The organism is Pseudomonas sp. NA-150 (genome assembly GCF_044336365.1).
In the GTDB taxonomy this organism is placed as follows: Bacteria; Pseudomonadota; Gammaproteobacteria; order Pseudomonadales; family Pseudomonadaceae; genus Aquipseudomonas.
The window spans coordinates 2572121-2595828 of sequence record NZ_CP172305.1 but is presented as its reverse complement, the minus strand read 5'-3'; the positions used below and the strand labels follow the sequence as shown (position 1 = coordinate 2595828).

The following is a 23708-nucleotide window of genomic DNA, read 5'->3' as shown; positions in this document are numbered from 1 at the left end:
GAAATAGAAATATCGCCCCCCTCACACCGCCACGCGATTGTCCCTATTGTTCGCCCACACCATGGAAACCGCAAACACACCCAGCCCTCCCAAGGCCAGCAGTGCGCCCACCCAGCCAGTCGAGGCCCAGCCAAAACCGGCGGAAATGGTCACCCCACCCAACCATGCACCCAACGCATTGGCCGCGTTGAAGGCCGAGTGGTTCAAGGCGGCTGCCAGCGTTTGGGCTTCACCTGCAACGTCCATCAGGCGAGTTTGCAAACAAGGACCCAGGGCAATCAACGTGCCTACCAGAAACACATTGATCGGAGCCAGCCATGGGTTGCTGGCGGTGAATACAAACAGTGTCAAAACCGCAATCGCCCAGACCAGCACTCCACCGATCGTAGGCAAGAGCGCCCGGTCGGCGAGTCTGGAGCCGATGAGGTTGCCGACAACCATGCCTGCACCGAATAAAGCCAGCACAATCGGCACTACCGCCTCGGGCAAATGTGTCAGCTCTATCATGGTCGGTTTTACATAGCTGAAGACCGAAAACATCCCCCCGAAACCAATAGCGCCAATGAGGAGCGTCAGCCATACCTGACTGCGATTGAGCGCTGACAGCTCACGCAGAGGACTGGACGATCGATTGCCCGGAGCGTACGGCACGAATCGCCAGATCAGAACCGCAGCCAGCAGCGCTATGACGCCTACGATCATAAAGGCGGTCCGCCAGCCCAACCACTGCCCCACCGCCGCCGTTGCCGGTACACCAAACAACGTTGCCAGGGTCAGGCCCATCAGCACCATGGCTACCGCTTGCGTTCGTCGTTCGCGCGCTACCAAACCCGCAGCGACCAGCGCCGCCACACCAAAATAGGTGCCATGCGGAAAGCCGGTCAGCAGACGAGCAACCAGCATCGACTGATAGGAAGGTGCCAACGCACTGGCAAAGTTGCCGATCGCGAAGACCGCCATCAGTCCAATCAGAAAATTACGTCGAGCCCATTGCCCCCCCGCAACGGCCAGCAAGGGAGCACCAATAACCACACCCAGTGCATAGAGGCTTATGAGGTGGCCAGCCTCGGGAATGGACACCGCGAGGTCTTTTGCCGCATCAGGCAGCAAACCCATTATCACGAATTCGCCAGTACCAATGGCAAATCCACCCACGCCAAGGGCCAAGATAGCAAGTTGACTCGTGCGACTTTGCTTGGGCGACGCGATCTCATTGCCTGAGGACTCAAGCAGATTGTTTTCAACGTGGGACATAGACACTCGCGGGATTGGATAAAACAAAAGGCTGGATTCAACGATCACGTGCAACATGATCATAACGCACGTATCGTTGAATAAAATTCAACGAACCGATGAGACGCCACCCTGTGCGTCTTCCCGAACCCGTCACGAGAACTCGCCTCATGCCTGCATTATCCAGAGCCAATCTGGCTGATTTGAATGTGTTCTCAGTCATCTGCCGACGCCGGAGTTTTCGTCTCGCGGCGGCGGAGCTGGGCGTTTCAACGTCAGCCCTCAGCCATGCCATGCGTAATCTGGAAAATCGGTTAGGTGTCAAATTGCTCAATCGCACCAGTCGCTCCGTGGTGCCGACGGCTGCCGGCAGTGCGCTGGTAGAAGGCCTGGAACAAGGATTCGGGAAAATAGAAACGGCCATTGGCGAACTGGAGCAATATCGCAATGCCCCTATGGGAAGATTGCGAATCAATGTGCCCCGCGACGCCTCGCGTTTGTTGCTGGGGCCGATTGTGACCCAGTTTTGCCAGACCTATCCCGATATCAAACTTGAAATCATTGTCGATGACAACATGGTCGACATCGTCAAGGCAGGCTTTGACGCTGGCATACGTTACGGCGCGACTGTCCCGCAGGATCTGGTAGCCGTGCCACTCACCAAACCTTTGAAATGGATTGTTGTGGGCTCCCCGCTGTACCTGGAACGACACGGGCGCCCGGAAAAACCGGAGGATCTATTGCAGCACGAATGTATAAGACTTCGTATTGGCGATAACTCCATCTACAAGTGGGAACTCGGTACCGGGGACGATGCTTGTGAAATCGATGTACCCGGCCCACTCACGGTGAATGAAACGGATATCGCCCTAGAAGCCGCCATGGATGGATTGGGCCTCGCTTACTGCCTGGAGCTTCGCGTAGCACAGCAAATAGCTGAGGGGCGCCTGGAGGTGGTACTGCCGTCATGGGCCGCCACGAGTGAACCGATGGTGATGTATTACCCCAGCCGGCGACAGGTCCACCCTGGATTAAGACAACTGATCGAAGTCATCAGATCGGCCCAGACAGGAACACTGTGACCTCCCGTTCTGACCACCCTTGTTTCTGAGCGGCGTCGGCATGCCGACGCTGGATGCTCTACAGGCATTGGAAAACGACTTGGGCAAGCCGGTGATTTCGGCCGCATCAGCCATGATGTGGAACGCCTTGCGCGTAGCAGGCGTGCGCCACGCCCAGCTTGGGTACGGCCGTCTGCTCAGCTGAACTCTTGGCCCGGCCAGACGCTGACAGCGTGCTGGCCAGGTTGCTTCCAAGGTAGTCATCAAGGGCTCGTAAAGCCCAACGACCGCGCGCTATTGCGCCAAAAAGCTTTTGATCCGCGGAACGATGAACTCCGGCTGTTCTTCCATGATCCAGTGCCCTGCTTTTGGCACCACCAAACCCTTCACATTGGTAAATGCCGCCTCAGCATAAGTCTGCATACCTACGCCAAACGATTTCTCTCCGCCGACCGCCAGCACCGGGATGTTCAACTTGCCGGTTTTGGCGAAGCGCGCCTGGTTGTCCTTGGCGTCTTGCGAGAACGCCGCGAACTGGTTGAAGGCCGAGTGGATCGCGCCGGGTTGAGCGTAGAGGTCGGCGTAGTGTTGGCGGGTTTGTTCGTCGATCTTCGCTGGGTCATATGACATTTCGTTGTAGAAGCGATCGAGGTAGATGCGTTCGCGGCCTGCTACCAGACGTTCGACGTCGGGGCCGCGGAAGTTGAAGTGCCAGACATCCGGGCTGAGGAGGAATTGGTTCCAGGCACCGATGCCGGGCAGTGGCGCGTCCATCAGCACCAGGTGGCTGACGCGCTGTGGATATTGAGTGGTGAAGGCGTAGGCGACCATGTTGCCAATGTCGTGGCCGACGACGTCGACCTTGTCGACTTTCAGGGCGTCGAGCAGGCTGGCGATGTCCTGACCTTCGGTGGTTTTGTCGTAGCCGCCCTCGGGGTGACTGGACAGGCCCATGCCGCGCAGGTCGGGCACGATCACGGTGTGGTCGCTGGCCAGTTCTTTGGCCAGCGGTTCCCACATGTCGCCGGTGTCACCGAAGCCATGCAGCAGCACCACGGCTGGGCCGTGGCCGCCGACGCGAACATGCAGCGTGGTGCCGTTGGTGTTGATGTCTTCGATTTTGAAACTGGCGGGAAACGCGGTGACTGCCGAGGCTGGCGCTGCAGCAAACACAGCGGCGAACGAAACGGCGATCAGTGATGCGGTCAGCTTGAGCATGGCAATGTCCTCAAAGGTGTGGGTTGAATGTAGGCCAACCCAAGGCTGGGCCGGCCTGCATGAGTCAAATCAGACCGCTTCGTTCTGTGGGAACAGGGCGCGACGGGTTTCTTCATCGAACTCGGCCTTGAGCACCAGCTTTTCCTTGAGGCCGTGAGCGCGGGCCGCCGCCGGACGCGCGCTGATTTCGTCGAACAGGCGCTTCACGTTCGGGTACCCGGTCAGGCCGGCTTCACCGAGGACATAACCGGCGTAGTTGGCCCAGCCCCACAAAGCCATGTCGGCAATGCTGTAGTCGTCACCGGCCAGGTAACGCGAGGTGGCCAGGCGCTGGTCGAGGACGGCGTAGTGACGTTCGACTTCTTTCAGGTAACGGTTGCGAGCGTAGGCGATGGCTTCCGGAGCGTGGTGCAGGAAGTGCACGGCCTGACCGGAAAACGGCGACAGACCCGTGGCGATGAACATCAGCCAAGAGAGCATTTCGCCTTGTTGGCCAGCGGCTGGCATGAAGCGCCCGGATTTCTGTGCCAGGTGCAGCAGGATGGCGTGGGAATCAAAGATATTGACTTCGCCGTCGCTCAGCGCGGGCACCTTGGCGTTCGGGTTGATCGCCAGGAACGCCGGGCTGTGCTGCTCGCCTTTGAAGGTGTCGACGGCGATCAGTTCGTAGGGGGTTTGCAGCTCTTCCAGCAACAGTGCGACTTTCATTGGGTTAGGCGAAGGGTGGAAAAAGAATTTCATGGTGTCGGCCTCGGGTTCGATGAGTGTCGGCGGGTTGTGCGCCGTGGGTCGTTAAGCTGGAACCGATGATGTACGCGTCTCGTTCGAATGACGTACCATGATTTCGCTCTAATCGTTCGAAGGAATGGAACATGTTATCCGCCGAAGATTTCGCCCTGCTGGATGCCATCCGCGAGACCGGGAGCCTGTCGCAGGCTGCCGTGCGCCTCGGTAAAGCGCCGTCGACCATTTCCTACGCCGCCCGGCAACTGGAAGAACGCTTCGACGCCCTGCTCTTCGACCGCCGCCGCTATCGTCTGCAGCTCACCCCGGCCGGCGAGCTGCTGGTGCAGGAAGCCGCGCGGCTGATGCAGGACATCTCGCGCCTGACTCAGCGCGTGCAACAGGTAGCCAATGGCTGGGAAAGTCGGCTGTGGATCGTCACCGATGAGCTGCTGGAGTTCGACACCCTGCTCCCGGTGATCCGCGAGTTCGACACGCTGAACTCCGGCGTGCCGTTGCGCATCACCCACGAAGTATTGAAAGGTGTTTGGGAAGTGCTGCTGGATGGCCGGGCCGATCTGGTGATCGGCGCCACCAACGAACCGCCGTCGATCCCGACCCTGCGCTGGTTTCAGCTGGGCGTGATGGACTGGGTGTTTGCCGTGTCGCCGAAACACCCGCTGGCCAAGGCGAAGGAGCCGATCGAGCGTGCGCTGGTGACGCAACACCGGGCGATCGTGGTTGCCGACTCATCGCGCGCTACCGAAGGCCGGACCTATGGCGTGTCGGGCGGGCAACCGGTGCTGGCGGTGCCGACCATGCGTGCCAAGATCCTCGCCCAGCGCGATGGCCTGGGTGTCGGCTGGCTGCCCCGGCATCGGGTCGGCTCATTGCTGAGCAGTGGCGCGTTGGTGGAAAAACAGATGGCGGATCCCCGCGAACCGAACATTTTGTACGTCGGCTGGCGCGGGGATCACGAGGGACGCGCCCTGCAATGGTGGCTGGAGAAGCTCAAGCAGAGCCACTTGGCCACCCGCCTGGTGCAGGGCAGTGATCAGTTCTTCTGAGATCAGCCCGGGAAGTTGGCCTTCAGCGCGCCGAGGCCGCCTTGATACACGCCACCAAATATTTCGCGGGCCTCGGCGTCACTGATGCCGACCGGCGTGAAGCTGCCCGACCAGGTGACCGACGCCTTATTGTTTGCGGCTTCGTGGACTTCGACCTTGGCCAGGTAGTCCGTCACCGGAAACGGACCTTGGACGATGGAGTAGGTGTAAGTGCGCGCCGCGTTATCGAAGGTTTGCAGGCGTTCGACAATCGCCGCGCCATCGCCGGTTTTCAGATGACGCACGCGCCCGCCTTCGCTCAGCGAGCTTTCGACAATCAATGGCAGCCAGTTCGGCAGTGAATCGAAGCCGCCCATGAGTTGCCAGACTTGATCGGCGGTCGCTGAAATTTCAATCGTTGCGGATGCTGTTGCCACGGTAACGCTCCTAATAAAATTCATGGGTAAAAACGAAATTCATATAGCCATGCTATCGACGACACCGCCATCAACACGCAATGCCGCACCCGTGGTGGCAGAAGACAATGGAGATGCAATGTAAACCACCAGGTTGGCGACTTCATCCACTTCCGCCGCGCGCTGGATGATTGAACTTGGCCGCGCCACTTTGACAAAGGCATCAGCCTCCTCGCGAGCGCTGCGTCCGGAAGCGGCGGTGGCGTCCTTGAGCATCGCCGCCAGGCCATCGGTGAAGGTCGGGCCAGGCAAGATTGCATTGACGGTCACGCCGGTTCCCGCCAGACGCTTGGCCAACCCGTGGGACACCGCCAGGTTGGCACTTTTGGTCACGCCGTAGTTGATCATGTTGGCCGGAATCGCCATGCCGGATTCGGACGAGATAAACACCACCCTGCCCCATTTGCGCTCGACCATGCCCGGCACGTAATGCCGCGCCAGGCGCACGCCGGAGATCACATTGACCTCGTAGAAGCGCTGCCACTCACTGTCTGGTGCGTCGAAGAAGTCGACCTCGTTAAAGATGCCGAGGTTGTTGATCAGAATGTCAGCGTGTGGCTCGGCGTTGAACAAGATTTCAGCGCCCTGCACAGTGCCCAGATCCGCAGCAACGCCGCGCACCTTGGCCTCAGGCAGCGCGCCAAGAATCGAGGCAATCGCCTCATCCACTGTCTGCTGTTGGCGCCCGACCACCACCACGGTGGCGCCCGCTTGCGCCAGGCCCTTGCTGATCCCCAGACCAATGCCGGCGGTGGAGCCACTGACAATCGCGGTTTTGTTCGACAGATCGATATGCATAAATAACCTCTTGAATGGGTGTCAGCGTTACTTGGCGTTTAGCGGCAGCGGCGCGTTGCCGGCCACCAGCCCTTCATCCCGCAACGCTTGCCAGAACTCGGCCGGAATAACCGCTTGGATGGCGGCGATGTCTTCGGCGATTCGTCCCGGACGGCTGGCACCGGGAATCACTGCGGCCACCGCTGGATTGGCCAGCGAGAACTGCAACGCAGCGGCTTTGACGTCGACGCTGAACCGCGCGGCGATGCGTTTGATTCGCTCGACCTTGGCCAGGACCTCAGCGGACGCCTTCTGGTATTCGAAGTGCGCGCCACCCGCCAATACGCCGGAGCTGTAGGGACCACCGACCACGATGTCGACGTTCTGTGCCAGCGCCGCCGGCATCAAGCGTTGCAACGCCCGCTCGTGGTCCAGCAACGTGTAGCGACCGGCGAGCAAGAAACCATCAGGCTGGGCTTCGGCCAGCTCCAGGGTCAGTTCGCACGGCTCGACCTTGTTCACCCCCAGGCCCCAGGCTTTGATCACGCCCTCTTCACGCAGACGGGTCAGCACCCGGAACGCGCCTTTACGCGCCACGTTGAAGTACTCCAGCCACTCATCGCCGTAAAAGTCCTGGGCGATATCGTGGACCCAGACGATGTCCAGGCGGTCGGTCTGCAGGCGCTTCAGGCTGTCTTCAATCGAACGCAGGGTGGCGTCCGCCGAGTAATCGTTGACGATTTTGTTCGGCCGGCCGTGTTCGAATACGCCGCTCTTTTCCCCGAGATCACGGGCCGCGACGTCCTCGACTTCGTCCAGAATCACCCGGCCAACCTTGCTGCTCAGCACGTACTCATCACGCGGTTTATTGGCCAGCGCCGCGCCCAGCCGAATTTCCGACAAGCCCGAGCCATAGAACGGCGCGGTGTCGAAATACCGCACGCCTTGTTGCCAGGCGGCCTCGACGGTGGCCGCCGCTTCTTCTTCGGGAATGGCGCGGAACATGTTGCCTAGGGGCGCCGTGCCAAAACCCAGAACACCGTGCAGTTTGTCTTTGATACTCATGTTGAATCCTTAGGGAAGGTTGGAATGGGCAAATCTTAGGTTGCAGGGTTCTGACCGTCCAAGACATAATTTGCCAAACTTAAGTCCTCCAAGGTCTCACATGATCGATCTACGCCAACTCCGCTACTTCGTGGTGGTCGCCGAAGAAGAGCACGTCGGCCGTGCCGCAGAGCGTCTGCACATTTCGCAATCGCCCCTCAGCCGGCAGATCGCGCAACTGGAAGAACGCCTGGGGCTGAACCTGTTCGAACGCAGCCAGCAACGCATTCGCCTGACTGTCGATGGTCAGACCTTCCTTGCCGAAACCCGTGCCTTCCTGACCCACGCCAATCGCCTGGAATCCCTTGGCCGCCGTTTGGGTCGTGGCGAAGAAGGTGGGCTGTGCATCGGCTATATCGAGAACGCCATGCACGCCGGGGTGCTGCCCGAGGCCCTGCGTACCCTGCGCAGTTCAAGGCCTGGCGTGCACATCGCGCTGTACAGCCTCAATTCCACGGAACAGCTGGAAGGCCTGCGCCAACGCAGTCTCGATATCGCGCTGGTCAGCGAACCACCCGCCGAGGACGATCCCGACCTGGACAGCGCACGGGTGTTGAATGACCCTATGTTGCTGGCCCTGCCTGACCAGCATCCGTTGGCGCAACTCGCCGAACTCAAACCTGACGATCTGGCCGAACAAGAATGGATCGCGGTCGCACATCGGCAGAGCACCGGCAAGCACGACGACTTCGTCTCAGCCTGCGTGAAAGCCGGTTTCAATCCGGATATTCGCCTGGAAGCCAGCGAGCCGTTGACCGCGCTAGGTTTGGTTGCCGCCGGACTTGGCCTGAGCATGATCCAGCAAAGCCTGAGGCATAACGCCCCCGCCGGCGTGGTCCTGCGCGAACTGCCGTGGCTGCTCTACACCACACCGCTGTGGGCGGCCTGGCATCGGATCAACCTGCGGCCGCTGGTCGCCACTTTCCGCCATGTGTTGATCGACGGGGCTGCCACTCGCCCGGAGCAGTGATGGGCGTCATACCTGATACACCAGGCCCTCTCTGACCCCCAACGCCTGCAACCGCCGATACAGCGTGCGTTCGCTCATGCCCAACGTCCTGGCCAGTTCACTGCGCGGCCCATCGAACACCGCCAGCGCATGCGCCAGCTGTTCCAGCTCACTGCCCGCACGACCGCGCGCCTTCGCTTGTTCCTTCGCGGGATGACGCAACTCGACCGGCAAATCCTTGCTGCGAATCACCCCGTCATCGGTAAACAGCCGCGCGCGTTCGAGGATATTGCGCAGTTCGCGAATGTTGCCGGGGTAGGTGTACAGGGTCAGCAACTTCATCGCAGGCGGGTCGACGCGTGGCGCCGCGCCGGGGGCCATGCGCTGCAACAGGCTGTCGATCAGCAACGGCAAATCCTCGCTGCGCTCGCGCAACGACGGCAGGCGAATCGGAAAGGCGCTGATTCGGTAATACAGGTCCTGCCGGAAGCTGCCGGCGGCGGCCATTTCCTTCAGCGGTTTATGGGTGGCCGACACCAACCGAAAGTCCGAATGCACGGTGCGTAAACTGCCCACTGGGCGAAAGCTGCCCGACTCGATCATCCGCAGCAGCTTGACCTGCATCGCCAACGGCACTTCGCCGATTTCGTCGAGAAACAGCGTACCGCCATGGGCCATTTCCGCCAGACCGGTCTTGCGTTGCAACGCGCCGGTAAACGCGCCCTTCTCGTAGCCAAACAGCTCGCTCTCCAGCAACGACTCGGTCAGCCCGGTGCAATCAACCACCACCAACGGACCATTGGCCCGCGGACTGCTGGCGTGCAAGGCGCGGGCAAACAACTCCTTACCGGTACCGGACTCACCTTGCAGCAGCACGGGTATCTGTGACGGCGCGGCCCGTTGCAAGGCGGTCAATGCCTCGTTGAACGCCGGCGCGCGTCCGACCAGGCCTTTGTGCTGCGGTTGGGCCGAGGCCACGGCGACGCTTTGCAAACGCTCGACATAGGCGATCACCACGTTGCGGTCATCAACGATCGGCCGCAGCTCAACGTCCACATGTTCCGAACCACGCGGCGTGTGGTGGATGTGCAGCATGCGCTCGGGCATCCGGCTGTCATGGGCTTTGCGCATCGGGCAATGCTCGCCGGCCTGATCGCAGGGCACGGCGAATTGGTGGGAGACCCGATAGCATTTTTCGCCGACATGCGGCTTGCCAGCGACGCCAAACTGGCGCTGATACGCCGAATTGGCAGCTACGATGTTGTAGTGGACGTCCAGCACGATGGTGGGCTGGACATCGTGCTCTAGGTACGAGACCAAGGCTTGCATCCGGGAATTGATGTCGTCGGGCGCGGTGGCCATCGCGGTTCCTGCTGAGTGGATGAATCCGGGAGTGCCACTCTGCCATTAACTGCCACTGACTGCCAGTCAACTGCCAAATGTGGCAGTCTATCTGTCATACCACTGCCAGCCGTATTTATTAAATACTTATTAATCAATAACTTAATAAATACTAAAACCCGGAAAGCACTGGCACACTTATTGACATACCTAGCCAGACATCGCCGCCACGCTTACCCCGGATAACCGCTCATGAACATCGGTGACACGCTCTACGTTGAGGCCTTCTTCGACAGCCAGACCTGGACGGTCAGCTATGTGGTCATGGACCGCACCACCCTGCACTGCGCACTCATCGACAGTGTGCTCGACTACGAGCCCAACTCCGGCCGCACCCGCACCGATTCGGCAGACCGCTTGATCGAACGGGTTCGCCAGTTGAACGCCTCGGTGCAGTGGATTCTCGAAACCCATGTTCACGCTGACCACCTGTCCGCCGGCCGTTATCTGAAAGAACAACTCGGTGGACAGGTCGCGATTGGCGACCACATCACCGTGATTCAGCAGGTGTTCGGCGACTTGTTCAATGCGCCGGAGGCCTTCACCCGCGACGGCAAGCAATTCGACGTGCTGTTGGCCGACGATGAACGCTTCGCCATCGGCACGCTGAGCGCACGGGCGATGCACACCCCTGGGCATACGCCGGCCTGCATGACCTACCTGGTCGAGGTCCACGGCCAGACCATTGCCTTCGTCGGCGATACGCTATTCATGCCCGACTACGGCACTGCGCGCTGTGACTTCCCCGGCGCCGATGCGCGCACGCTGTATCGCTCCATCGGCAAGATCCTCGCCCTGCCCGCCCACACCCAGTTGTTCATGTGCCACGACTACCTGCCCAACGGCCGTGAACTGCAATACATGACCACCGTCGCCGAGCAACGCCAGCACAACATTCACATCCATCAAGGCATCGCCGAGGATGCTTTCGTCGCCATGCGCGAAGCCCGTGACGCGACGCTGGACATGCCGGTACTGATGCTGCCCTCGGTGCAAGTCAACATGCGTGCCGGGCAATTGCCGGAGCCGGAAGACAATGGCGTGCGCTACCTGAAAATCCCGTTGAATACCCTTTGAACCAGCCTACTCCTCCAGGAATTGCTGACATGCGCTCCCGTACTTCATCGTCTGATGCTGCCGTTTCCGAAGCGGCTGCAACGCGCCATCAAATCCTTATTATCGGTGCCGGCGCCGCCGGACTGGCCGTGGCGTCGAGCCTGCGGGCCCGCGACGCCACACTCGACATCGGCCTGATCGATCCCGCCGATGCGCATTACTATCAGCCGGGCTGGACCTTGGTCGGTGCCGGCGTGTTCGAGCCAAAATCAACGGTACGCAGCATGGCCTCGCTGATACCCAGGGGCGTGCACTGGATCAAACAGGCGGTGACTATTTTCTCTCCGCAATCCAACCGTGTGGTGCTGGCCGACGGGCGCGTGGTGGGCTACGAGCAACTGATCGTCTGCCCTGGCCTGAAGCTGGACTGGTCGGCGATCAAGGGCCTCAATGAAACCCTCGGCGCCCATGGCGTGACCTCGAACTACCGCTACGACCTGGCGCCTTATACCTGGAAACTGGTGCAGGAACTGAAACAAGGCAAGGCGCTGTTCACCCAGCCGCCAATGCCGATCAAATGCGCCGGCGCCCCGCAAAAGGCGCTGTACCTGTCTTGCGACCACTGGTTGAAAACCGGCCGTCAGGCGCAGGTCAAAACCCAGTTCTTCAATGCGGGAGCGGTGCTGTTCGGGGTGGCCGATTACGTGCCAGCGTTGATGAAGTACATCGACAAATACGCGGTGGACCTGAACTTCAACCACACCCTGATCGAAGTCGATGGCCCGGCGAAAAAAGCCACCTTCGCGCGTAAGCTGGCGGACGGCAGCACGGAAACCCTGCTCTGCGATTTCGACATGCTGCACGTGGTGCCGCCGCAAGTCGCCCCTGACTTTATCCGCGCCAGCCCACTGGTGGATGCGGCGGGTTGGGTTGACGTCGATCCGGGCACCTTGCAGCACCGCGCCTTCGCCAACATCCATGCGTTGGGCGATGTGACCAACACCAGCAATGCCAAGACCGCTGCCGCAGCGCGCAAGCAGGCGCCGGTGGTGGCCCATAACGTGTTGACCGCACTCGGGCGCTCAACGGACCTGGCGCACTACGATGGTTATGGCTCGTGCCCGCTGACCGTCGAGCGCGGCAAAATCGTGCTCGCCGAATTCACCTATGGCGGCAAACTCGCCCCCAGCTTCGCCCATTGGCTGCTGGACGGACGTAAGCCGACGCGTCTGGCCTGGTGGTTGAAGGAACGGATTCTGCCGCCGCTGTATTGGCGCTGCATGCTCAAGGGCCGCGAATGGCTGGCGCGCCCGACATTGGTGGCAGGTAGCGTGGCCAAATGAGTGAGCACATGCTCTTGGGCGCCGGGCTCGGCGCCGTGATCGGCCTGATTCTGGCGTTGACCGGCGCCGGCGGCGGGATTCTCGCGGTGCCGTTGCTGGTGTTTGGCCTGGGCCTGTCAATAGTGCAAGCCGCACCCGTGGGGCTGTTGGCGGTCGGTGTCGCGGCAGCGGTCGGTGCCTTGCTGGGTTTACGTCAAGGCATCGTGCGCTATCGGGCCGCGTGCTACATCGCGGCCATCGGCGTGGTGATCGCGCCGCTGGGTCTGTGGCTGGCCCATCGTCTGCCCAATACCCCGCTGGCACTGGGGTTTTCCGTAGTCATGGTCGTTGCCTGCGTACGCATTTTCCTGATCGCCACTCGCGAACTGCACCACGGCAAGCCCGCACCCCGCGCAGAAAGCCGACCGTGTGTGCTCAATCCGCTGCAGGGCCGCCTGCGCTGGACCCTGCCCTGCGCCCGCGCCCTGACCTTCACCGGAATGCTCGCCGGGTTGCTCTCCGGATTACTCGGTGTGGGTGGCGGCTTCGTGATAATTCCCGCGCTGACTCGCTACACCGATCTGAACATGAAAAGCATCGTCGCCACCTCGCTGGCAGTGATCGCATTGGTGTCGACCGGTAGCGTGATCACGGCCAGCATGGCGGGCGTGATGCACTGGGCGGTGGGTGTGCCATTTGCGGTGGGCGCCGTCGCTGGCCTGATGGCAGGGCGGCAAGTTGCGCACCACGTGGCGGGTCCTCGCTTGCAACAATTGTTTGCCGTGGTGGGTGTTATTGCGGCGCTGATGTTGGCGGGAAATGCGCTGGGCTGATACGCAACAAGCACCTTTGATCATAGATCCCCGATCGTCCAGACGCTGCGCTGTCGCGTTGCAAACACCAGTAGATTACGGGTCCTCGCTTAGGCTCGGACTGCCCTCTCTCCGGTCCTGTTCCGGGGGCACGCCGGAACAGGACCTGCGTTCGGCCTGCTGGGAACGGGGCGATAGGTGTATTCCGTCAGTTGGAGCGCAAAGATCAAAATCAAGAGCGCAGCACACACCCCGGCGATGGCGCACGTCTCGGTCATTTCTCTCAATAAACCGTTTCAGGTTGCTTGCTGACCGCAGAGCTGACCATCGTGGTCATGATCGACTTCAGCGTCAGTTGCCCTACAGGCTGGCCTTGGCGGTTGATCACCAGCAACTCATCAAGATTGGCCTCCATCAGCCGTTTGACCGCCGACTCCAGTGACGTGTCCATCGGCACCGCAAGCCTTGGGCCCGCCTTGGCACTGACGAAGGGCGTCATGATCGCCTCGACGTCGATGACCCGGCCACGGTTCACTTCCTTGACGAAGTTGGCGATGTATTCGTCGGCAGGCTTCATCACGATCTCCTGGCGGGTGCCCTGTTGCACCACTTCGCCGTCACGCAATATGGCGATCCGGTCACCGATACGCAGCGCTTCATCCAGGTCGTGGGTGATAAACACGATGGTCTTCTTCAGTTCCTTTTGCAGGTCCAGCAGCACCGACTGCATGTCCATCCGAATCAACGGGTCAAGGGCAGAAAACGCCTCGTCCATCAACAGAATCGGTGCATCGCTGGCCAGCGCCCGGGCCAATCCGACCCGCTGCTGCATCCCGCCAGACAGCTGATTCGGATAATGATGTTCATAGCCCTTGAGCCCGACCCGCTCCAGCCAGCGCATCGCCAGTTCCACCTGTCAGGCGCGAGCCTGTCCCTGAATCTCCAACCCATACAGCGCATTGTCGAGCACCGTGCGGTTGGGCAACAGGGCGAACTTCTGGAACACCATGGAGATGGTATGCCGACGAAACGCCTGCAGCTCACGCGGGCTCATTTTCAACACATCGACGCCACCGACAATGACTTCCCCCGCCGTCGGTTCGATCAAGCGGTTGATATGCCGAATGAGGGTGGATTTACCCGAACCCGACAGGCCCATGATTACCTGGATACCCCCCGAGGGCATGCGGATATTGATGTCCTTCAAGCCCAGCACATGGCTGTAATCGCTGAGCAGTTGAGTCTTGCTGATCCCTTGCTTGACCCGCTCGATACTGTCCTCGGACTGGTAGCCGAAAATTTTGTAGAGGTGTTTGATTTCGATGCCGAAATCACTGGAGCCGTTAGTTGCCATGAACCTTCTCCAGGTGTTTTTGCAGTCTTCTGCCGTAGGCCTGGCTGACGCGGTCGAAGATCACCGCGATGCCGACGATCGCCAACCCATTGAAGATCCCCAGGGTGAAATACTGATTGGAGATCGCTTTGAGTACCGGTTGCCCCAGGCCCTGGACGCCGATCATCGAGGCGATCACCACCATGGCCAATGCCATCATGATGGTCTGGTTGATCCCGGCCATGATCGACGGCATCGCCAGTGGCAACTGCACATTTTTCAGCTTCTGCCAGGCGGAGGAGCCGAAGGCGTCGGCGGCTTCCAGCATCTCGGCATCGACATGGCGGATACCGAGGTTGGTCAGGCGGATCATCGGCGGCAAGGCGTAGACCACTACCGCAATCAACCCGGCCACTTTGCCGATGCCAAGCAGCATCACCACCGGAATCAGGTACACAAAACTGGGCAAGGTTTGCATGACATCGAGCACCGGACTGACGATGTTTTGCAATCGATTGGAGCGGGCCATCGCGATACCGGACGGCAGGCCGATGACAATCGAGATCACTGTGCAGACGAAGATCATCGACAGCGTCTTCATGGTGTCGGTCCACATGTCCAGGTAACCGATCGCCATCAGGGTGAACACGCAGCCCACGACTATTTTCCAGCTGCGACTGGCAAACCACGCAATCAAGGCGACGATCAAAATGATGATCGGCCACGGCGTGTTGGTCATGAACCGTTCGGACTGATTGAGAAAATATTGCAATGGCTGGAAGAACGCTTCGAAGCTGTCGCCATAGGTGCTGGTGAACTGTCGGAAAGCGCCATCGATGGCCTTTTTCAAGGCCCGAAGACTTTCGTCTTCCATATGCGGAAAGCTTGATAGCCATTCCATAACATTCCCCTTTTGTAGAAGACCCTGGGCTCTGTACGGAAAGTGGCTGCGCTCGCCGACTTTTCGTACAGGCCCTAAAAACACTGGCAGTCATTTCAATACATGGGTGTTTTTATTTTTGATGGAGCAAGGCAATGCAGCGCGCTGGACGGCTGCATTGCCCTCAGGTCAAAGCGAAGCCTTGATTTTGCTGCTTGCCTCGGGGGTCACCCACTGGCTCCAGAGTGCCTCGTTGTTTTTCAGGAAGTATTTGGCGCCCTCCTCGCCGGTGGCCTGATTGTCGGTCATCCAGGCAATCAGGCGGTTGACCGTCGCATTGGACCAGGCGCGCTTGTTCAGGTACGCCATGACCGTTGGTGAGCGAGCGGCAAACGACTTGGTGGTCAAGGTATAGACCCGATCGATAGGCCAGCCATTGGGCTTGGGATCGGGACAGTCGGCGACGGTATTGCAGCGCTTCCACTCAGCCGGATCGACGGCCAGGCCATTGTCCAGTTTTACCATCGGGTACTTGCCCAACAAGGCAGTCGGCGCCCAGTAAAAACCCAGCCACGGCGCCTTGCGTTCGTAGGCCTTGGCGATGGAACCATCAAGTGCCGCCGCCGAGCCGGTGTCGACCAGCACAAACCCGGCCTTGTCAAAGCCGTAAGCCTTGTAGAACTGGCTGGTTACCACCGTACCACCCCACCCTTGCGGACCGTTGTAGATCGCGCCTTTTTGCGGGTCTTCAGGCGAAGGGAACAGTTCGGGGTGTTTTTTCACATCATTGAACGTTTTGATATCCGGGTGTGCATCGGCGATGTATTTCGGAATCCACCAGCCTTGCGAGCCACCATCGGATAACGAGTTTGCCGCCTGGATGAGTTTGCCACTCTGCATACCGCCTTTGGCAACTTCAGGCACCAGGTCGATCCAGCCTTCGGGCGCGATATCCGGCCGGCCCTTTTCCACCATTGAGGTGATGGTCGGCACCGTATCGCCCGACACCAGGTCGGCATTACAGCCGTAGCCCGCGTTAAGAATGAACTTGTCGACATTGGCCATGACCTCGGCCGACTGCCAGTTCATGTTGGCAATCGTCACATCGCCGCAATCGGAGGCTGACGCCCATGTACTGAACGCCAGAAATCCCAGTGCCAGCCCTGTCTTGGAGCACAACGCAATATTCATAAACGCTAACCTCGATGGCGGCGAAGGTTAAGAATGATCAATGCCCGCTTCACTGACCTTCTTTTTATCAGCAGTATGAAAAAGAGGATTCGGCGTAGAAGCGACCAGCACCGCTGAATCCAGACCTGCCTTTATTGTTGTATTGAAGCCGTCGGCAATCATGGCCTCCAGGCCTGCCGCGGTAACGCCCCGGTAACCGATGAGCGTCTGCAAGAGTGCGTCGATGGCGCGACCATCGCCGATCAATTGGCTGGCGCCGACCACCACCGCGAGCACCGCGCGCTGGGCGATGGTCGCCGGCAGACCGCTGGCCAGCGCATGGTCGAGCATGGCCCGGGCCAGCAGTGCCGGATAAGCCGGGCCGGTTCCCACCAGCGCCGTCAGGTAATCCAGGTGTTGCTCGGTAAACACTTCATCTGCCGTGCCACAGGTCTCGAACAGACCTTGGGTCAAGGCTTTTTGCTCGGGCGTGACGCTGTCGGTGGCCAGCCAGGGTGTGTAGGATTTGCCGATTTGCGCAGCGGCGTTGGGCATCGCCCGAATCACCTGCTGGCTGCCGGTCTGCGCCACCACGTCCTGCAGCGCAACACCCGCCATCAACGAGATCACCAGCCGGTTGTGCGCGTTGATCTTCACCTCGGCAAACTGCTCCGGGCGTACCGACAACACCACCACCGCCGATTGCTGAACCAACGCCTGGTTGTCACGGGTCAGGCTAACGCCCCGCCATGTGTCGCCGGCAAACGCACTGGCGCCGTTACGACTCGACAGGGTCAGCGACCCGGCCTTGATAAAGTCACTGTTCAACAATGCCTGGGCTATGGAGCGGCCAAGCCATCCCGATCCACCGATAATGCCTATCGTGGGTTCGCTCACCATATGAACCTGCCTTCGTTAGCCAGCGGTCGCCGTCGGGACCTCAAGGGAGGGAGCTTCATCCATCACATAGCCATGCCGGAAATAGAAGCGATTCAACTCCCGCGCCCGGGGTTCCTGGCCGGTAAAGATCTTCACGTACTCGGGAATCCGCCGCATTCTTTCTGCCACATCTTCCCGAGTGTTGGTGCTGATGTAGCCAATCTGCGTCAGGTAAATCGTTCGTGCCCTCACATCCGCGCCGTCGAACTCGTAACCAAAGCGCACGAACATCCGAATCAGCGCTTCACGCCGGGCGATGTCGGCCACCCGGATATGTTCAGACACCTCTGCCGACTGCAAGGCCCAACTGCGCATCGCGAATTCGAACTGTGAATCGAACAACTGCGGGTTCAGCCAGCAGTCGAAAACATTCAACATCGCCTCGGCAATGCTCTCGGCATAGCACTCGGTCTGCTCGATCAGGTTGCCGGTGTTTTTCAGCCGCCAGCGCTCGATCAGCGCCGCCAGCAGTTCTTCACGGTCCTTGAAAAACCAGTAGAAGCTGGTTCTCGACAGCCCTAGCTTTTTCGCGAGCGGCATCACCCGCACCGTGTCGACACCCGATTCGGTCAAGCTTTCATACGCTGCGTCGAGCCACCCTTCCAGCGACCCTCTCCAGCCTGTTTCTGTTGCCTTGGTTTGTTCTTTCATGGACCGATCCTAGCCGGATGCCTGACGTCATGCAAGTGAAATGTACACCTATGTCTACTGTGTTGACACAGGTGTACATTTCGCTCTACCGTCATTTCATCCGCAACCCCGTTACCCGCCCTGGAGCATGTTGACGATGTTGAATGATCCTCTCCTGCAGCCGTACCAGTTGAAGCATCTGACCCTCAGAAACCGGATCATGACCACCGCGCACGAGCCGGCGTATCCCGTGGACGGCATGCCCAAAGACCTGTATCGCGCCTACCATGTCGAGCGGGCCAAGGCCGGGGTCGCCCTGACGATGACCGCAGGCTCCGCCGCCGTGTCCCGCGACAGCCCACCCGTGTTCAACAACATCCTCGCCTACAAGGACGAAGTGGTCGGCTGGATGAAAGACCTGACTGATGCGTGTCACGAACACGGCGCCGCGGTGATGATCCAACTGACCCACCTCGGTCGCCGCACGCGCTGGGACAAGGGCGACTGGTTGCCGGTGGTGTCACCATCGTTCGAGCGCGAGGCCTCGCACCGCTCCTTCCCCAAAAAACTGGAAGACTGGGACATCGAGCGCATCATCAAGGACTACGCCGACGCGGCGGAACGGATGAAGGCCGCCGGCCTGGACGGCATCGAGTTGCAGGCCTACGGACACCTGATGGATCAGTTCTGGTCACCCCTGACCAACCAGCTCGACGCGCCCTATGGCGGCTCCATCGACAATCGGCTGCGGTTTACCTTCGATATCCTCAGCGCCATCCGCAAGCGAGTCGGCAACGAGTTCATTGTCGGGGTGCGCTACACCGGTGATGAAGACCTGCCCGGCGGGCTGACTAAAGCCGATGGCCTGGACATCTCCCAACGCCTGAAAAACAGCGGCATGGTCGACTTCCTCAACATCGTCCGTGGCCATATCGACACCGACGCAGGCCTGACCGATGTGATTCCGATCCAGGGCATGCGCAACTCGCCGCATTTGGACTTCGCCGGCGAGATTCGTGCAGCGACCGATTTTCCGACCTTCCATGCGGCGAAGATTCCGGACGTCGCCACCGCGCGCTACGCCATCGCCTCCGGCAAAATCGACATGGTGGGCATGACCCGCGCGCACATGACCGACCCGCACATCGTGCGCAAGATCATCGAAGGCCGCGAAGAGGATATTCGTCCCTGCGTCGGCGCCAATTACTGCCTGGACCGGATCTATCAAGGCGGCGCGGCGTATTGCATTCACAACGCTGCTACCGGCCGCGAAACCACCATGCCCCACGACATTCCCAAGGCCGTGATCAAACGCAAGATCGTCATCGTCGGCGCCGGTGTTGCTGGCCTGGAGGCGGCGCGGGTCGCTGCGGAACGCGGGCACAGTGTGGTGGTGTTCGAGGCGGCGAATCAGGCCGGTGGGCAGGTGCGGCTTACCGCGCAGTCCGAGCGCAGACGCGAGATGCTCAGCATCATCGAGTGGCGCATGGCGCAGTGCACGGCGCGTGGCGTGGTCTTCCATTTCAACACCTGGGCCGAAGCCAGCCACGTCCGCGATGAAAACCCGGACGTGGTGATCATCGCCACCGGCGGCCTGCCTCACACCGAGGTCCTCGCTGCGGGGAATGAGCTGGTGGTCTCGGCCTGGGACATCATTTCCGGCGACGTGAAACCTGGCAGCAATGTGTTGGTGTTCGATGACGCCGGCGATCACGCCGGTTTGCAGGCCACCGAATTCATCGCCAAAAGCGGCGCGCGAGTGGAAATCATGACCCCCGACCGCACCTTCGCGCCCGAAGTCATGGCCATGAACCTGGTGCCCTACATGCGCTCGCTGCAAGCCCTGGACACGACCTTTACCGTGACCTTTCGCCTGCTCGCCGTCGAGCGCGAGGGCCAGGGGCTACGGGCGACCATCGACAGCGACTATGGCGGTGCGCGCAAGACCCGCTACGTCGATCAAGTCGTGGTCAACCACGGCACCCGACCGTTGGACGAGCTGTATTTCGAGCTGAAAGTCGCCTCCAGCAACGGCGGCGTCGTTGAGCAACACGACCTGATCCTGGGTAACCCGCAGACTGTGGTGACCCACCCGGGCGGCCGATTCCAACTGTTCCGCATCGGCGACGCCGTGGCCGCACGCAACACCCACGCGGCAATTTATGACGCGTTGCGGTTGGTCAAGGACCTGTGAACCCGACACACCATCGACAGAGGAGTACGCACGGTGAGCATCGAAGACAGCGGCGCGCCGTCCTGGAATATTTCCGGGGAAACGGGAATACAGGGTCCGATTCAGGGTTCGCAGTATTACCGCGCCGCCACTGAAGAATGGCAGCTGACCGCGACACCGGGCTTTTGGATCAAGCCGCTGTTCGCCGAGCCCGCTCGCGGCGAAAAGACCTTCTTGATGAGGGTCGATGCCGGCGCCCACGCCATGAGCCACACCCATGAAGGCGAACTGGAACAACTGTTGGTGCTGGAGGGTTCATTCTTTGATCAAGAGCGAACGCTGAACGTCGGCGATTACTGCTGCAGAGCACCTGATGCGGCCCACAGTGCGGGCTCTGAACACGGCGCAATTTTGCTGGTGATGTATACCCGTCGTTGAGCCCATGAAAATCCGAGCCTGACGTAAAATCTGTGGTCATTCGAACGGTCGGAGATTCCATGCTCCCAGGCAACTCACAATCCCTGTGGGGGCCAACGTGTTGGCGAATAGTTTGACGCGGAGTGTCTGGCAAACCGCTGTCACTCCGACTTCAGCAACGTCTCATAATGCGGGCTTATTTCCGCCAGAATCATCAACGCCGCCGCGCCCAAGGCCACGGTATCCGGGCCGGCGGTGCCCAGTTGAATGCGTGGGTATTCGCGATCGGAGCGGCTGCTGATCGAGCGCGACAGTGGCTCCAGACGTTCGATCAAACGCAGCAAAATCGGCTCCGGCAGGAAGCCGCTGATCAGGATAGTCTGCGGATCGAGCACCGACTCCAGGATGTTGATCGCCTGCCTCAATGCCGGCACCGCTTCGTCCAGCCAGACCTCGACACCTTGCTGGAATGCCTTGCTCGTCGTATCCCATTCGGCAATGTCGTGATCCGCCGGATGCCCAAGATGCTCGAGCAACGCGGCAATCGAAATGTAGCGCTCCAGACATCCCTGGTTCCCGCAATGGCAGGTCTTTCCGTTGGGGATGACCGTCATATGGCCGATTTCCCCGGCGTTGTGCCAACTGCCGGAATACAAGCGATTGTCCAGGTACAACCCCGCGCCGAGACCGCTGCCGATGAACAAGTGCACAAAGTTATGCAGGTCGCTGGCCACACCGTACAGACGCTCGCCCATGGTGGCAGCAGTGGCGTCGTTTTCGATCAACACCGGGACCCCCAGTTCCTTGTTCAAGCGCGCGGCAATCGTCGGATCGTCCCAGCCGGATAAGCCGGTCGGCCCCACTGCGGTCATGCCTTCGACGTTGAATGGCCCCGGCAGCGCGATGCCCACGCCAAAGAAACGCCCCGCCGACAATTGCTGCTGAAACTGGCGCGTAGTGTCGAGAATCATCGGCAACGCGTCCTCGAAGCTCGGGTAACTGACCGACAGCCGTACCTGCGCCTGGGTCTGCCCCAGCAGATCGAGCAGCACCGCAATGATCCGGTGTTGCTCGACGTGAAAGCCGATGGAATAGCCGCCCTCGGGGTTGATCGACAACGGCACCGGCGGCTGCCCGCGCCCGCCTTTCTCCGCTGCGTGCACCAGCAGAATGCCCTCCTCTTGCAGCTCAGTGACGATGTTCGACACCGTCTGCGCCGTGAGCGAAGTCAGGCGCGTGAGGTCGGCGCGGGTCAAGCGGCCGGCAAGGCGCACGGCTTCGAGAATCACGCGTCGGTTATGCAGGCGAGCGTGCTCGGCGTTGGTACCGGCGGTGGCAGTGCGGGTGGCTTTTTTCATGGGGCGATGATCAGTGTTTGCTATTAATTAAATCAAGTTGAATTAATCAATCCGATATGGTTTTCTATTCCGCAGATCGAGCTGTAGGACGCTTGCGTCACCCGCAGACGATTCAGAACTCAAAAAACAACAACAATGCCGAGTCGGTAGAAGCCTGGCACTGGCGCGTAATTTTTTTTACTGCCCATAACTTCTTCTAGCCGCTCCATAAAAGAGATCGTCACATGAACGCATCCGCACCCGCCCCCTCCGGGCAAAAAACCGGCACCAAGAAAAAACTCGGTCTGTTTTCCGCGACCACCCTCAACATGAGCCAGATGTGTGGCGTTGGTCCCTTCATCACCATTCCGACCATGATCGTGATCATGGGTGGCCCGCAGGCTTACCTCGGCTGGATCCTCGGCGCGCTGCTGGCGCTGTGCGACGGCTTGGTCTGGGCGGAACTCGGCGCTTCGTTACCGGGCGCTGGCGGTACTTACGTTTACCTGCGTGAAGCCTTCGGCAAGCGCACTGGCAAACTGCTGCCGTTCTTGTTCGTGTGGACGGCGATGCTGTTTATCCCGCTGATCATGTCCACCGGCATCATCGGCTTTGTGCAGTACCTGAGCTGGTTCTGGCCGGACATGAGCCAAACTACCGGCAACATTGTCGGCCTGGTGTTGATCTGGCTGGTGGTGGTGATGCTGTGGCGCAAGATCGAGTCCATCGCCAAACTCGGCAACGTGTTGTGGGGGATCATGCTGCTGAGTATCGGCGCGCTGATTGCTGCTGCCCTCTCACACTTCCACGCCGACCTCGCCTTCAGCTTCCCGCCTGGCGCTTTCAACCTGACCGACAGCGGCTTCTGGTTCGGCTTGGCCGGCGGTCTGACCATCGGCATCTATGACTACCTGGGCTACAACACCTCGGCTTATCTGGCCGGCGAAGTCGAAAACCCGGGCCGAGTGATTCCGAAATCGATCATCTATTCCATCGTCGGCATGCTGGCCATCTACCTGTTGATGCAGGTCGGCGTGCTGGGTGTGGTGGATTGGCACCGCATGCTCGATCAGGATTCGGCCGCCTACAAATCGGTCGCCTCGGTAGTGCTTAGCGAAACCTGGGGCACTGGCGCCGCCAACGTGGTCACCGTACTGATTCTGATCACTGCCGTGGCGTCGGTGTTCGCCGGTTTGTTGGGCGGTTCGCGGGTGCCATTCGAAGCAGCCAAAGACAAGGTGTTCTTCGACGGTTTTGCCAAGACGCACCCCGACCACGCGTTCCCGACCTGGGGCGTGGTGAGCATGGGTGTGCTGACCTCGGCGGGCTTCATGATTGGTCGCCTGACCGACCTGACCACGCTGATCCAGTTGCTGACAACGGTGATGATTCTGGTCCAGTCTGTGGCGCAGATCATCTCGTTGTTTGTGCTGCGCAAGACCAAGCCACACCTGGCGCGCCCGTACACCATGTTGCTTTACCCGCTGCCGGCAGTGATTGCGCTGGTCGGTTGGGTGTATATCTATCTGGCGTCCAACCATAACGCGCCGGGCGCCTACCCGATCCAGTGGTCGTTGCTGTGGGTCGTGGCGGGCTGTGGCGCTTATGTGTTCTGGGCCCGCGCTCATCGTCTATGGCCTTACAAGTGATC

The 23708-nt window shown here is 60.2% G+C and carries 23 protein-coding genes and 1 pseudogene; 10 read left to right on the top strand and 14 right to left on the bottom strand.

Annotated elements, in window-relative coordinates:
* Window positions 1–21: 21 nt before the first annotated feature.
* The gene (locus ACF0H7_RS12400; protein ID WP_397453042.1) at window positions 22–1317 is read right to left on the bottom strand and encodes an MFS transporter; all 1296 of its coding nucleotides are present in this window, start codon (window positions 1315–1317) and stop codon (window positions 22–24) included.
* An 86-nt stretch (window positions 1318–1403) separates the two neighbouring features.
* Here ACF0H7_RS12400 and ACF0H7_RS12395 point away from each other — a divergent pair, with 86 nt between their 5' ends.
* Both ACF0H7_RS12395 and ACF0H7_RS12390 read left to right on the top strand, forming a co-directional pair.
* A complete protein-coding gene (locus ACF0H7_RS12395; protein WP_397453041.1) occupies window positions 1404–2315 on the top strand; it encodes a LysR family transcriptional regulator in 912 nt (303 codons plus the stop codon).
* 19 nt (window positions 2316–2334) lie between these two features.
* Entirely contained in the window at window positions 2335–2499 is a 165-nt protein-coding gene (locus tag ACF0H7_RS12390) for a hypothetical protein (protein WP_397453040.1), read from the top strand.
* An 89-nt stretch (window positions 2500–2588) separates the two neighbouring features.
* Here ACF0H7_RS12390 and ACF0H7_RS12385 read toward each other — a convergent pair whose 3' ends face one another.
* A complete protein-coding gene (locus ACF0H7_RS12385) occupies window positions 2589–3512 on the bottom strand; it encodes an alpha/beta fold hydrolase (protein ID WP_397453039.1) in 924 nt (307 codons plus the stop codon).
* A gap of 69 nt (window positions 3513–3581) precedes the next feature.
* Window positions 3582–4253 carry a glutathione S-transferase family protein gene (locus ACF0H7_RS12380; protein WP_397453038.1) on the bottom strand — a complete coding sequence of 224 codons (672 nt, stop codon included), beginning with the start codon at window positions 4251–4253 and terminating at the stop codon, window positions 3582–3584.
* A 131-nt stretch (window positions 4254–4384) separates the two neighbouring features.
* On the opposite strand from ACF0H7_RS12380, the gene ACF0H7_RS12375 reads away from it, so the two are divergent.
* Window positions 4385–5302, top strand: a complete 918-nt coding sequence (locus ACF0H7_RS12375) for a LysR family transcriptional regulator (RefSeq protein WP_397453037.1) — start codon at window positions 4385–4387, stop codon at window positions 5300–5302.
* Between the two features lie 2 nt (window positions 5303–5304).
* Here ACF0H7_RS12375 and ACF0H7_RS12370 read toward each other — a convergent pair whose 3' ends face one another.
* From ACF0H7_RS12370 to ACF0H7_RS12360, 3 genes are read right to left on the bottom strand one after another with little or no spacing between them, the layout of a single operon-like run.
* Window positions 5305–5718, bottom strand: coding sequence for an SRPBCC family protein (locus ACF0H7_RS12370; protein WP_397453036.1), 414 nt, complete (start codon window positions 5716–5718; stop codon window positions 5305–5307).
* Window positions 5719–5757: 39 nt separating this feature from the next.
* Window positions 5758–6555, bottom strand: coding sequence for an SDR family NAD(P)-dependent oxidoreductase (locus tag ACF0H7_RS12365; protein ID WP_397453035.1), 798 nt, complete (start codon window positions 6553–6555; stop codon window positions 5758–5760).
* Window positions 6556–6582: 27 nt separating this feature from the next.
* Entirely contained in the window at window positions 6583–7599 is a 1017-nt protein-coding gene (locus tag ACF0H7_RS12360) for an aldo/keto reductase (RefSeq protein ID WP_397453034.1), read from the bottom strand.
* Window positions 7600–7699: 100 nt separating this feature from the next.
* On the opposite strand from ACF0H7_RS12360, the gene ACF0H7_RS12355 reads away from it, so the two are divergent.
* Entirely contained in the window at window positions 7700–8608 is a 909-nt protein-coding gene (locus tag ACF0H7_RS12355) for a LysR substrate-binding domain-containing protein (protein WP_397453033.1), read from the top strand.
* A gap of 6 nt (window positions 8609–8614) precedes the next feature.
* Here the strand turns inward: ACF0H7_RS12355 and ACF0H7_RS12350 are convergent, their stop codons facing one another.
* On the bottom strand, window positions 8615–9949 hold the full coding sequence (locus tag ACF0H7_RS12350) for a sigma-54 interaction domain-containing protein (RefSeq protein WP_397453032.1): 1335 nt from the start codon (window positions 9947–9949) through the stop codon (window positions 8615–8617).
* A gap of 231 nt (window positions 9950–10180) precedes the next feature.
* On the opposite strand from ACF0H7_RS12350, the gene ACF0H7_RS12345 reads away from it, so the two are divergent.
* The 3 genes from ACF0H7_RS12345 to ACF0H7_RS12335 are packed head-to-tail and all read left to right on the top strand — an operon-like array spanning window position 10181 to window position 13199.
* On the top strand, window positions 10181–11065 hold the full coding sequence (locus tag ACF0H7_RS12345; RefSeq protein ID WP_397453031.1) for an MBL fold metallo-hydrolase: 885 nt from the start codon (window positions 10181–10183) through the stop codon (window positions 11063–11065).
* A gap of 29 nt (window positions 11066–11094) precedes the next feature.
* A complete protein-coding gene (locus ACF0H7_RS12340) occupies window positions 11095–12387 on the top strand; it encodes an FAD/NAD(P)-binding oxidoreductase (RefSeq protein WP_397453030.1) in 1293 nt (430 codons plus the stop codon).
* Window positions 12384–13199 carry a sulfite exporter TauE/SafE family protein gene (locus tag ACF0H7_RS12335; RefSeq protein ID WP_397453029.1) on the top strand — a complete coding sequence of 272 codons (816 nt, stop codon included), beginning with the start codon at window positions 12384–12386 and terminating at the stop codon, window positions 13197–13199. Before ACF0H7_RS12340 ends, ACF0H7_RS12335 begins: the two co-directional genes overlap by 4 nt.
* Before the next feature lie 262 nt (window positions 13200–13461).
* Here ACF0H7_RS12335 and ACF0H7_RS12330 read toward each other — a convergent pair whose 3' ends face one another.
* From ACF0H7_RS12330 to ACF0H7_RS12305, 6 genes and pseudogenes are all read right to left on the bottom strand, one after another.
* Window positions 13462–13629, bottom strand: coding sequence for a CBS domain-containing protein (locus ACF0H7_RS12330; protein ID WP_397453885.1), 168 nt, complete (start codon window positions 13627–13629; stop codon window positions 13462–13464).
* Between the two features lie 87 nt (window positions 13630–13716).
* Window positions 13717–14532, bottom strand: a pseudogene (locus ACF0H7_RS12325) (glycine betaine/L-proline ABC transporter ATP-binding protein); the annotation flags it as partial.
* Complete coding sequence (locus ACF0H7_RS12320; RefSeq protein WP_397453884.1) at window positions 14522–15385, bottom strand: ABC transporter permease; 864 nt, start codon at window positions 15383–15385, stop codon at window positions 14522–14524. The pseudogene ACF0H7_RS12325 and the gene ACF0H7_RS12320, both read right to left, overlap by 11 nt.
* A 195-nt stretch (window positions 15386–15580) precedes the next feature.
* A complete protein-coding gene (locus tag ACF0H7_RS12315) occupies window positions 15581–16582 on the bottom strand; it encodes an ABC transporter substrate-binding protein (RefSeq protein ID WP_397453028.1) in 1002 nt (333 codons plus the stop codon).
* Between the two features lie 27 nt (window positions 16583–16609).
* Entirely contained in the window at window positions 16610–17461 is an 852-nt protein-coding gene (locus ACF0H7_RS12310; RefSeq protein ID WP_397453027.1) for a pyrroline-5-carboxylate reductase family protein, read from the bottom strand.
* Window positions 17462–17476: 15 nt separating this feature from the next.
* Entirely contained in the window at window positions 17477–18151 is a 675-nt protein-coding gene (locus tag ACF0H7_RS12305) for a TetR/AcrR family transcriptional regulator (RefSeq protein WP_397453026.1), read from the bottom strand.
* Between the two features lie 136 nt (window positions 18152–18287).
* On the opposite strand from ACF0H7_RS12305, the gene ACF0H7_RS12300 reads away from it, so the two are divergent.
* Window positions 18288–20324, top strand: coding sequence for an FAD-dependent oxidoreductase (locus tag ACF0H7_RS12300; RefSeq protein ID WP_397453025.1), 2037 nt, complete (start codon window positions 18288–18290; stop codon window positions 20322–20324).
* A gap of 33 nt (window positions 20325–20357) precedes the next feature.
* Window positions 20358–20741 (top strand): cupin domain-containing protein, encoded by a 384-nt coding sequence (locus tag ACF0H7_RS12295; protein WP_397453024.1) that lies wholly within the window; start codon window positions 20358–20360, stop codon window positions 20739–20741.
* Between the two features lie 140 nt (window positions 20742–20881).
* Here ACF0H7_RS12295 and ACF0H7_RS12290 read toward each other — a convergent pair whose 3' ends face one another.
* Window positions 20882–22078 (bottom strand): ROK family protein, encoded by a 1197-nt coding sequence (locus ACF0H7_RS12290; RefSeq protein ID WP_397453023.1) that lies wholly within the window; start codon window positions 22076–22078, stop codon window positions 20882–20884.
* A gap of 224 nt (window positions 22079–22302) precedes the next feature.
* Here ACF0H7_RS12290 and ACF0H7_RS12285 point away from each other — a divergent pair, with 224 nt between their 5' ends.
* Complete coding sequence (locus ACF0H7_RS12285; protein WP_397453022.1) at window positions 22303–23706, top strand: APC family permease; 1404 nt, start codon at window positions 22303–22305, stop codon at window positions 23704–23706.
* Window positions 23707–23708: the final 2 nt, after the last annotated feature.

Excerpts from the sequence above, each read along its gene's own strand:
- ACF0H7_RS12385 (WP_397453039.1), bottom strand. The coding sequence starts at position 3,512 with ATGCTCAAGCTGACCGCATCACTGATCGCCGTTTCGTTCGCCGCTGTG.
- ACF0H7_RS12285 (WP_397453022.1), top strand. The coding sequence starts at position 22,303 with ATGAACGCATCCGCACCCGCCCCCTCCGGGCAAAAAACCGGCACCAAG.
- ACF0H7_RS12305 (WP_397453026.1), bottom strand. The coding sequence starts at position 18,151 with ATGAAAGAACAAACCAAGGCAACAGAAACAGGCTGGAGAGGGTCGCTG.
- ACF0H7_RS12355 (WP_397453033.1), top strand. The coding sequence starts at position 7,700 with ATGATCGATCTACGCCAACTCCGCTACTTCGTGGTGGTCGCCGAAGAA.
- ACF0H7_RS12375 (WP_397453037.1), top strand. The coding sequence starts at position 4,385 with ATGTTATCCGCCGAAGATTTCGCCCTGCTGGATGCCATCCGCGAGACC.
- ACF0H7_RS12380 (WP_397453038.1), bottom strand. The coding sequence starts at position 4,253 with ATGAAATTCTTTTTCCACCCTTCGCCTAACCCAATGAAAGTCGCACTG.
- ACF0H7_RS12350 (WP_397453032.1), bottom strand. The coding sequence starts at position 9,949 with ATGGCCACCGCGCCCGACGACATCAATTCCCGGATGCAAGCCTTGGTC.
- ACF0H7_RS12400 (WP_397453042.1), bottom strand. The coding sequence starts at position 1,317 with ATGATCATGTTGCACGTGATCGTTGAATCCAGCCTTTTGTTTTATCCA.
- ACF0H7_RS12335 (WP_397453029.1), top strand. The coding sequence starts at position 12,384 with ATGAGTGAGCACATGCTCTTGGGCGCCGGGCTCGGCGCCGTGATCGGC.
- ACF0H7_RS12345 (WP_397453031.1), top strand. The coding sequence starts at position 10,181 with ATGAACATCGGTGACACGCTCTACGTTGAGGCCTTCTTCGACAGCCAG.
- ACF0H7_RS12365 (WP_397453035.1), bottom strand. The coding sequence starts at position 6,555 with ATGCATATCGATCTGTCGAACAAAACCGCGATTGTCAGTGGCTCCACC.
- ACF0H7_RS12290 (WP_397453023.1), bottom strand. The coding sequence starts at position 22,078 with ATGAAAAAAGCCACCCGCACTGCCACCGCCGGTACCAACGCCGAGCAC.
- ACF0H7_RS12320 (WP_397453884.1), bottom strand. The coding sequence starts at position 15,385 with ATGGAAGACGAAAGTCTTCGGGCCTTGAAAAAGGCCATCGATGGCGCT.
- ACF0H7_RS12340 (WP_397453030.1), top strand. The coding sequence starts at position 11,095 with ATGCGCTCCCGTACTTCATCGTCTGATGCTGCCGTTTCCGAAGCGGCT.
- ACF0H7_RS12310 (WP_397453027.1), bottom strand. The coding sequence starts at position 17,461 with ATGGTGAGCGAACCCACGATAGGCATTATCGGTGGATCGGGATGGCTT.
- ACF0H7_RS12315 (WP_397453028.1), bottom strand. The coding sequence starts at position 16,582 with ATGAATATTGCGTTGTGCTCCAAGACAGGGCTGGCACTGGGATTTCTG.
- ACF0H7_RS12360 (WP_397453034.1), bottom strand. The coding sequence starts at position 7,599 with ATGAGTATCAAAGACAAACTGCACGGTGTTCTGGGTTTTGGCACGGCG.
- ACF0H7_RS12330 (WP_397453885.1), bottom strand. The coding sequence starts at position 13,629 with ATGGACACGTCACTGGAGTCGGCGGTCAAACGGCTGATGGAGGCCAAT.
- ACF0H7_RS12300 (WP_397453025.1), top strand. The coding sequence starts at position 18,288 with ATGTTGAATGATCCTCTCCTGCAGCCGTACCAGTTGAAGCATCTGACC.
- ACF0H7_RS12395 (WP_397453041.1), top strand. The coding sequence starts at position 1,404 with ATGCCTGCATTATCCAGAGCCAATCTGGCTGATTTGAATGTGTTCTCA.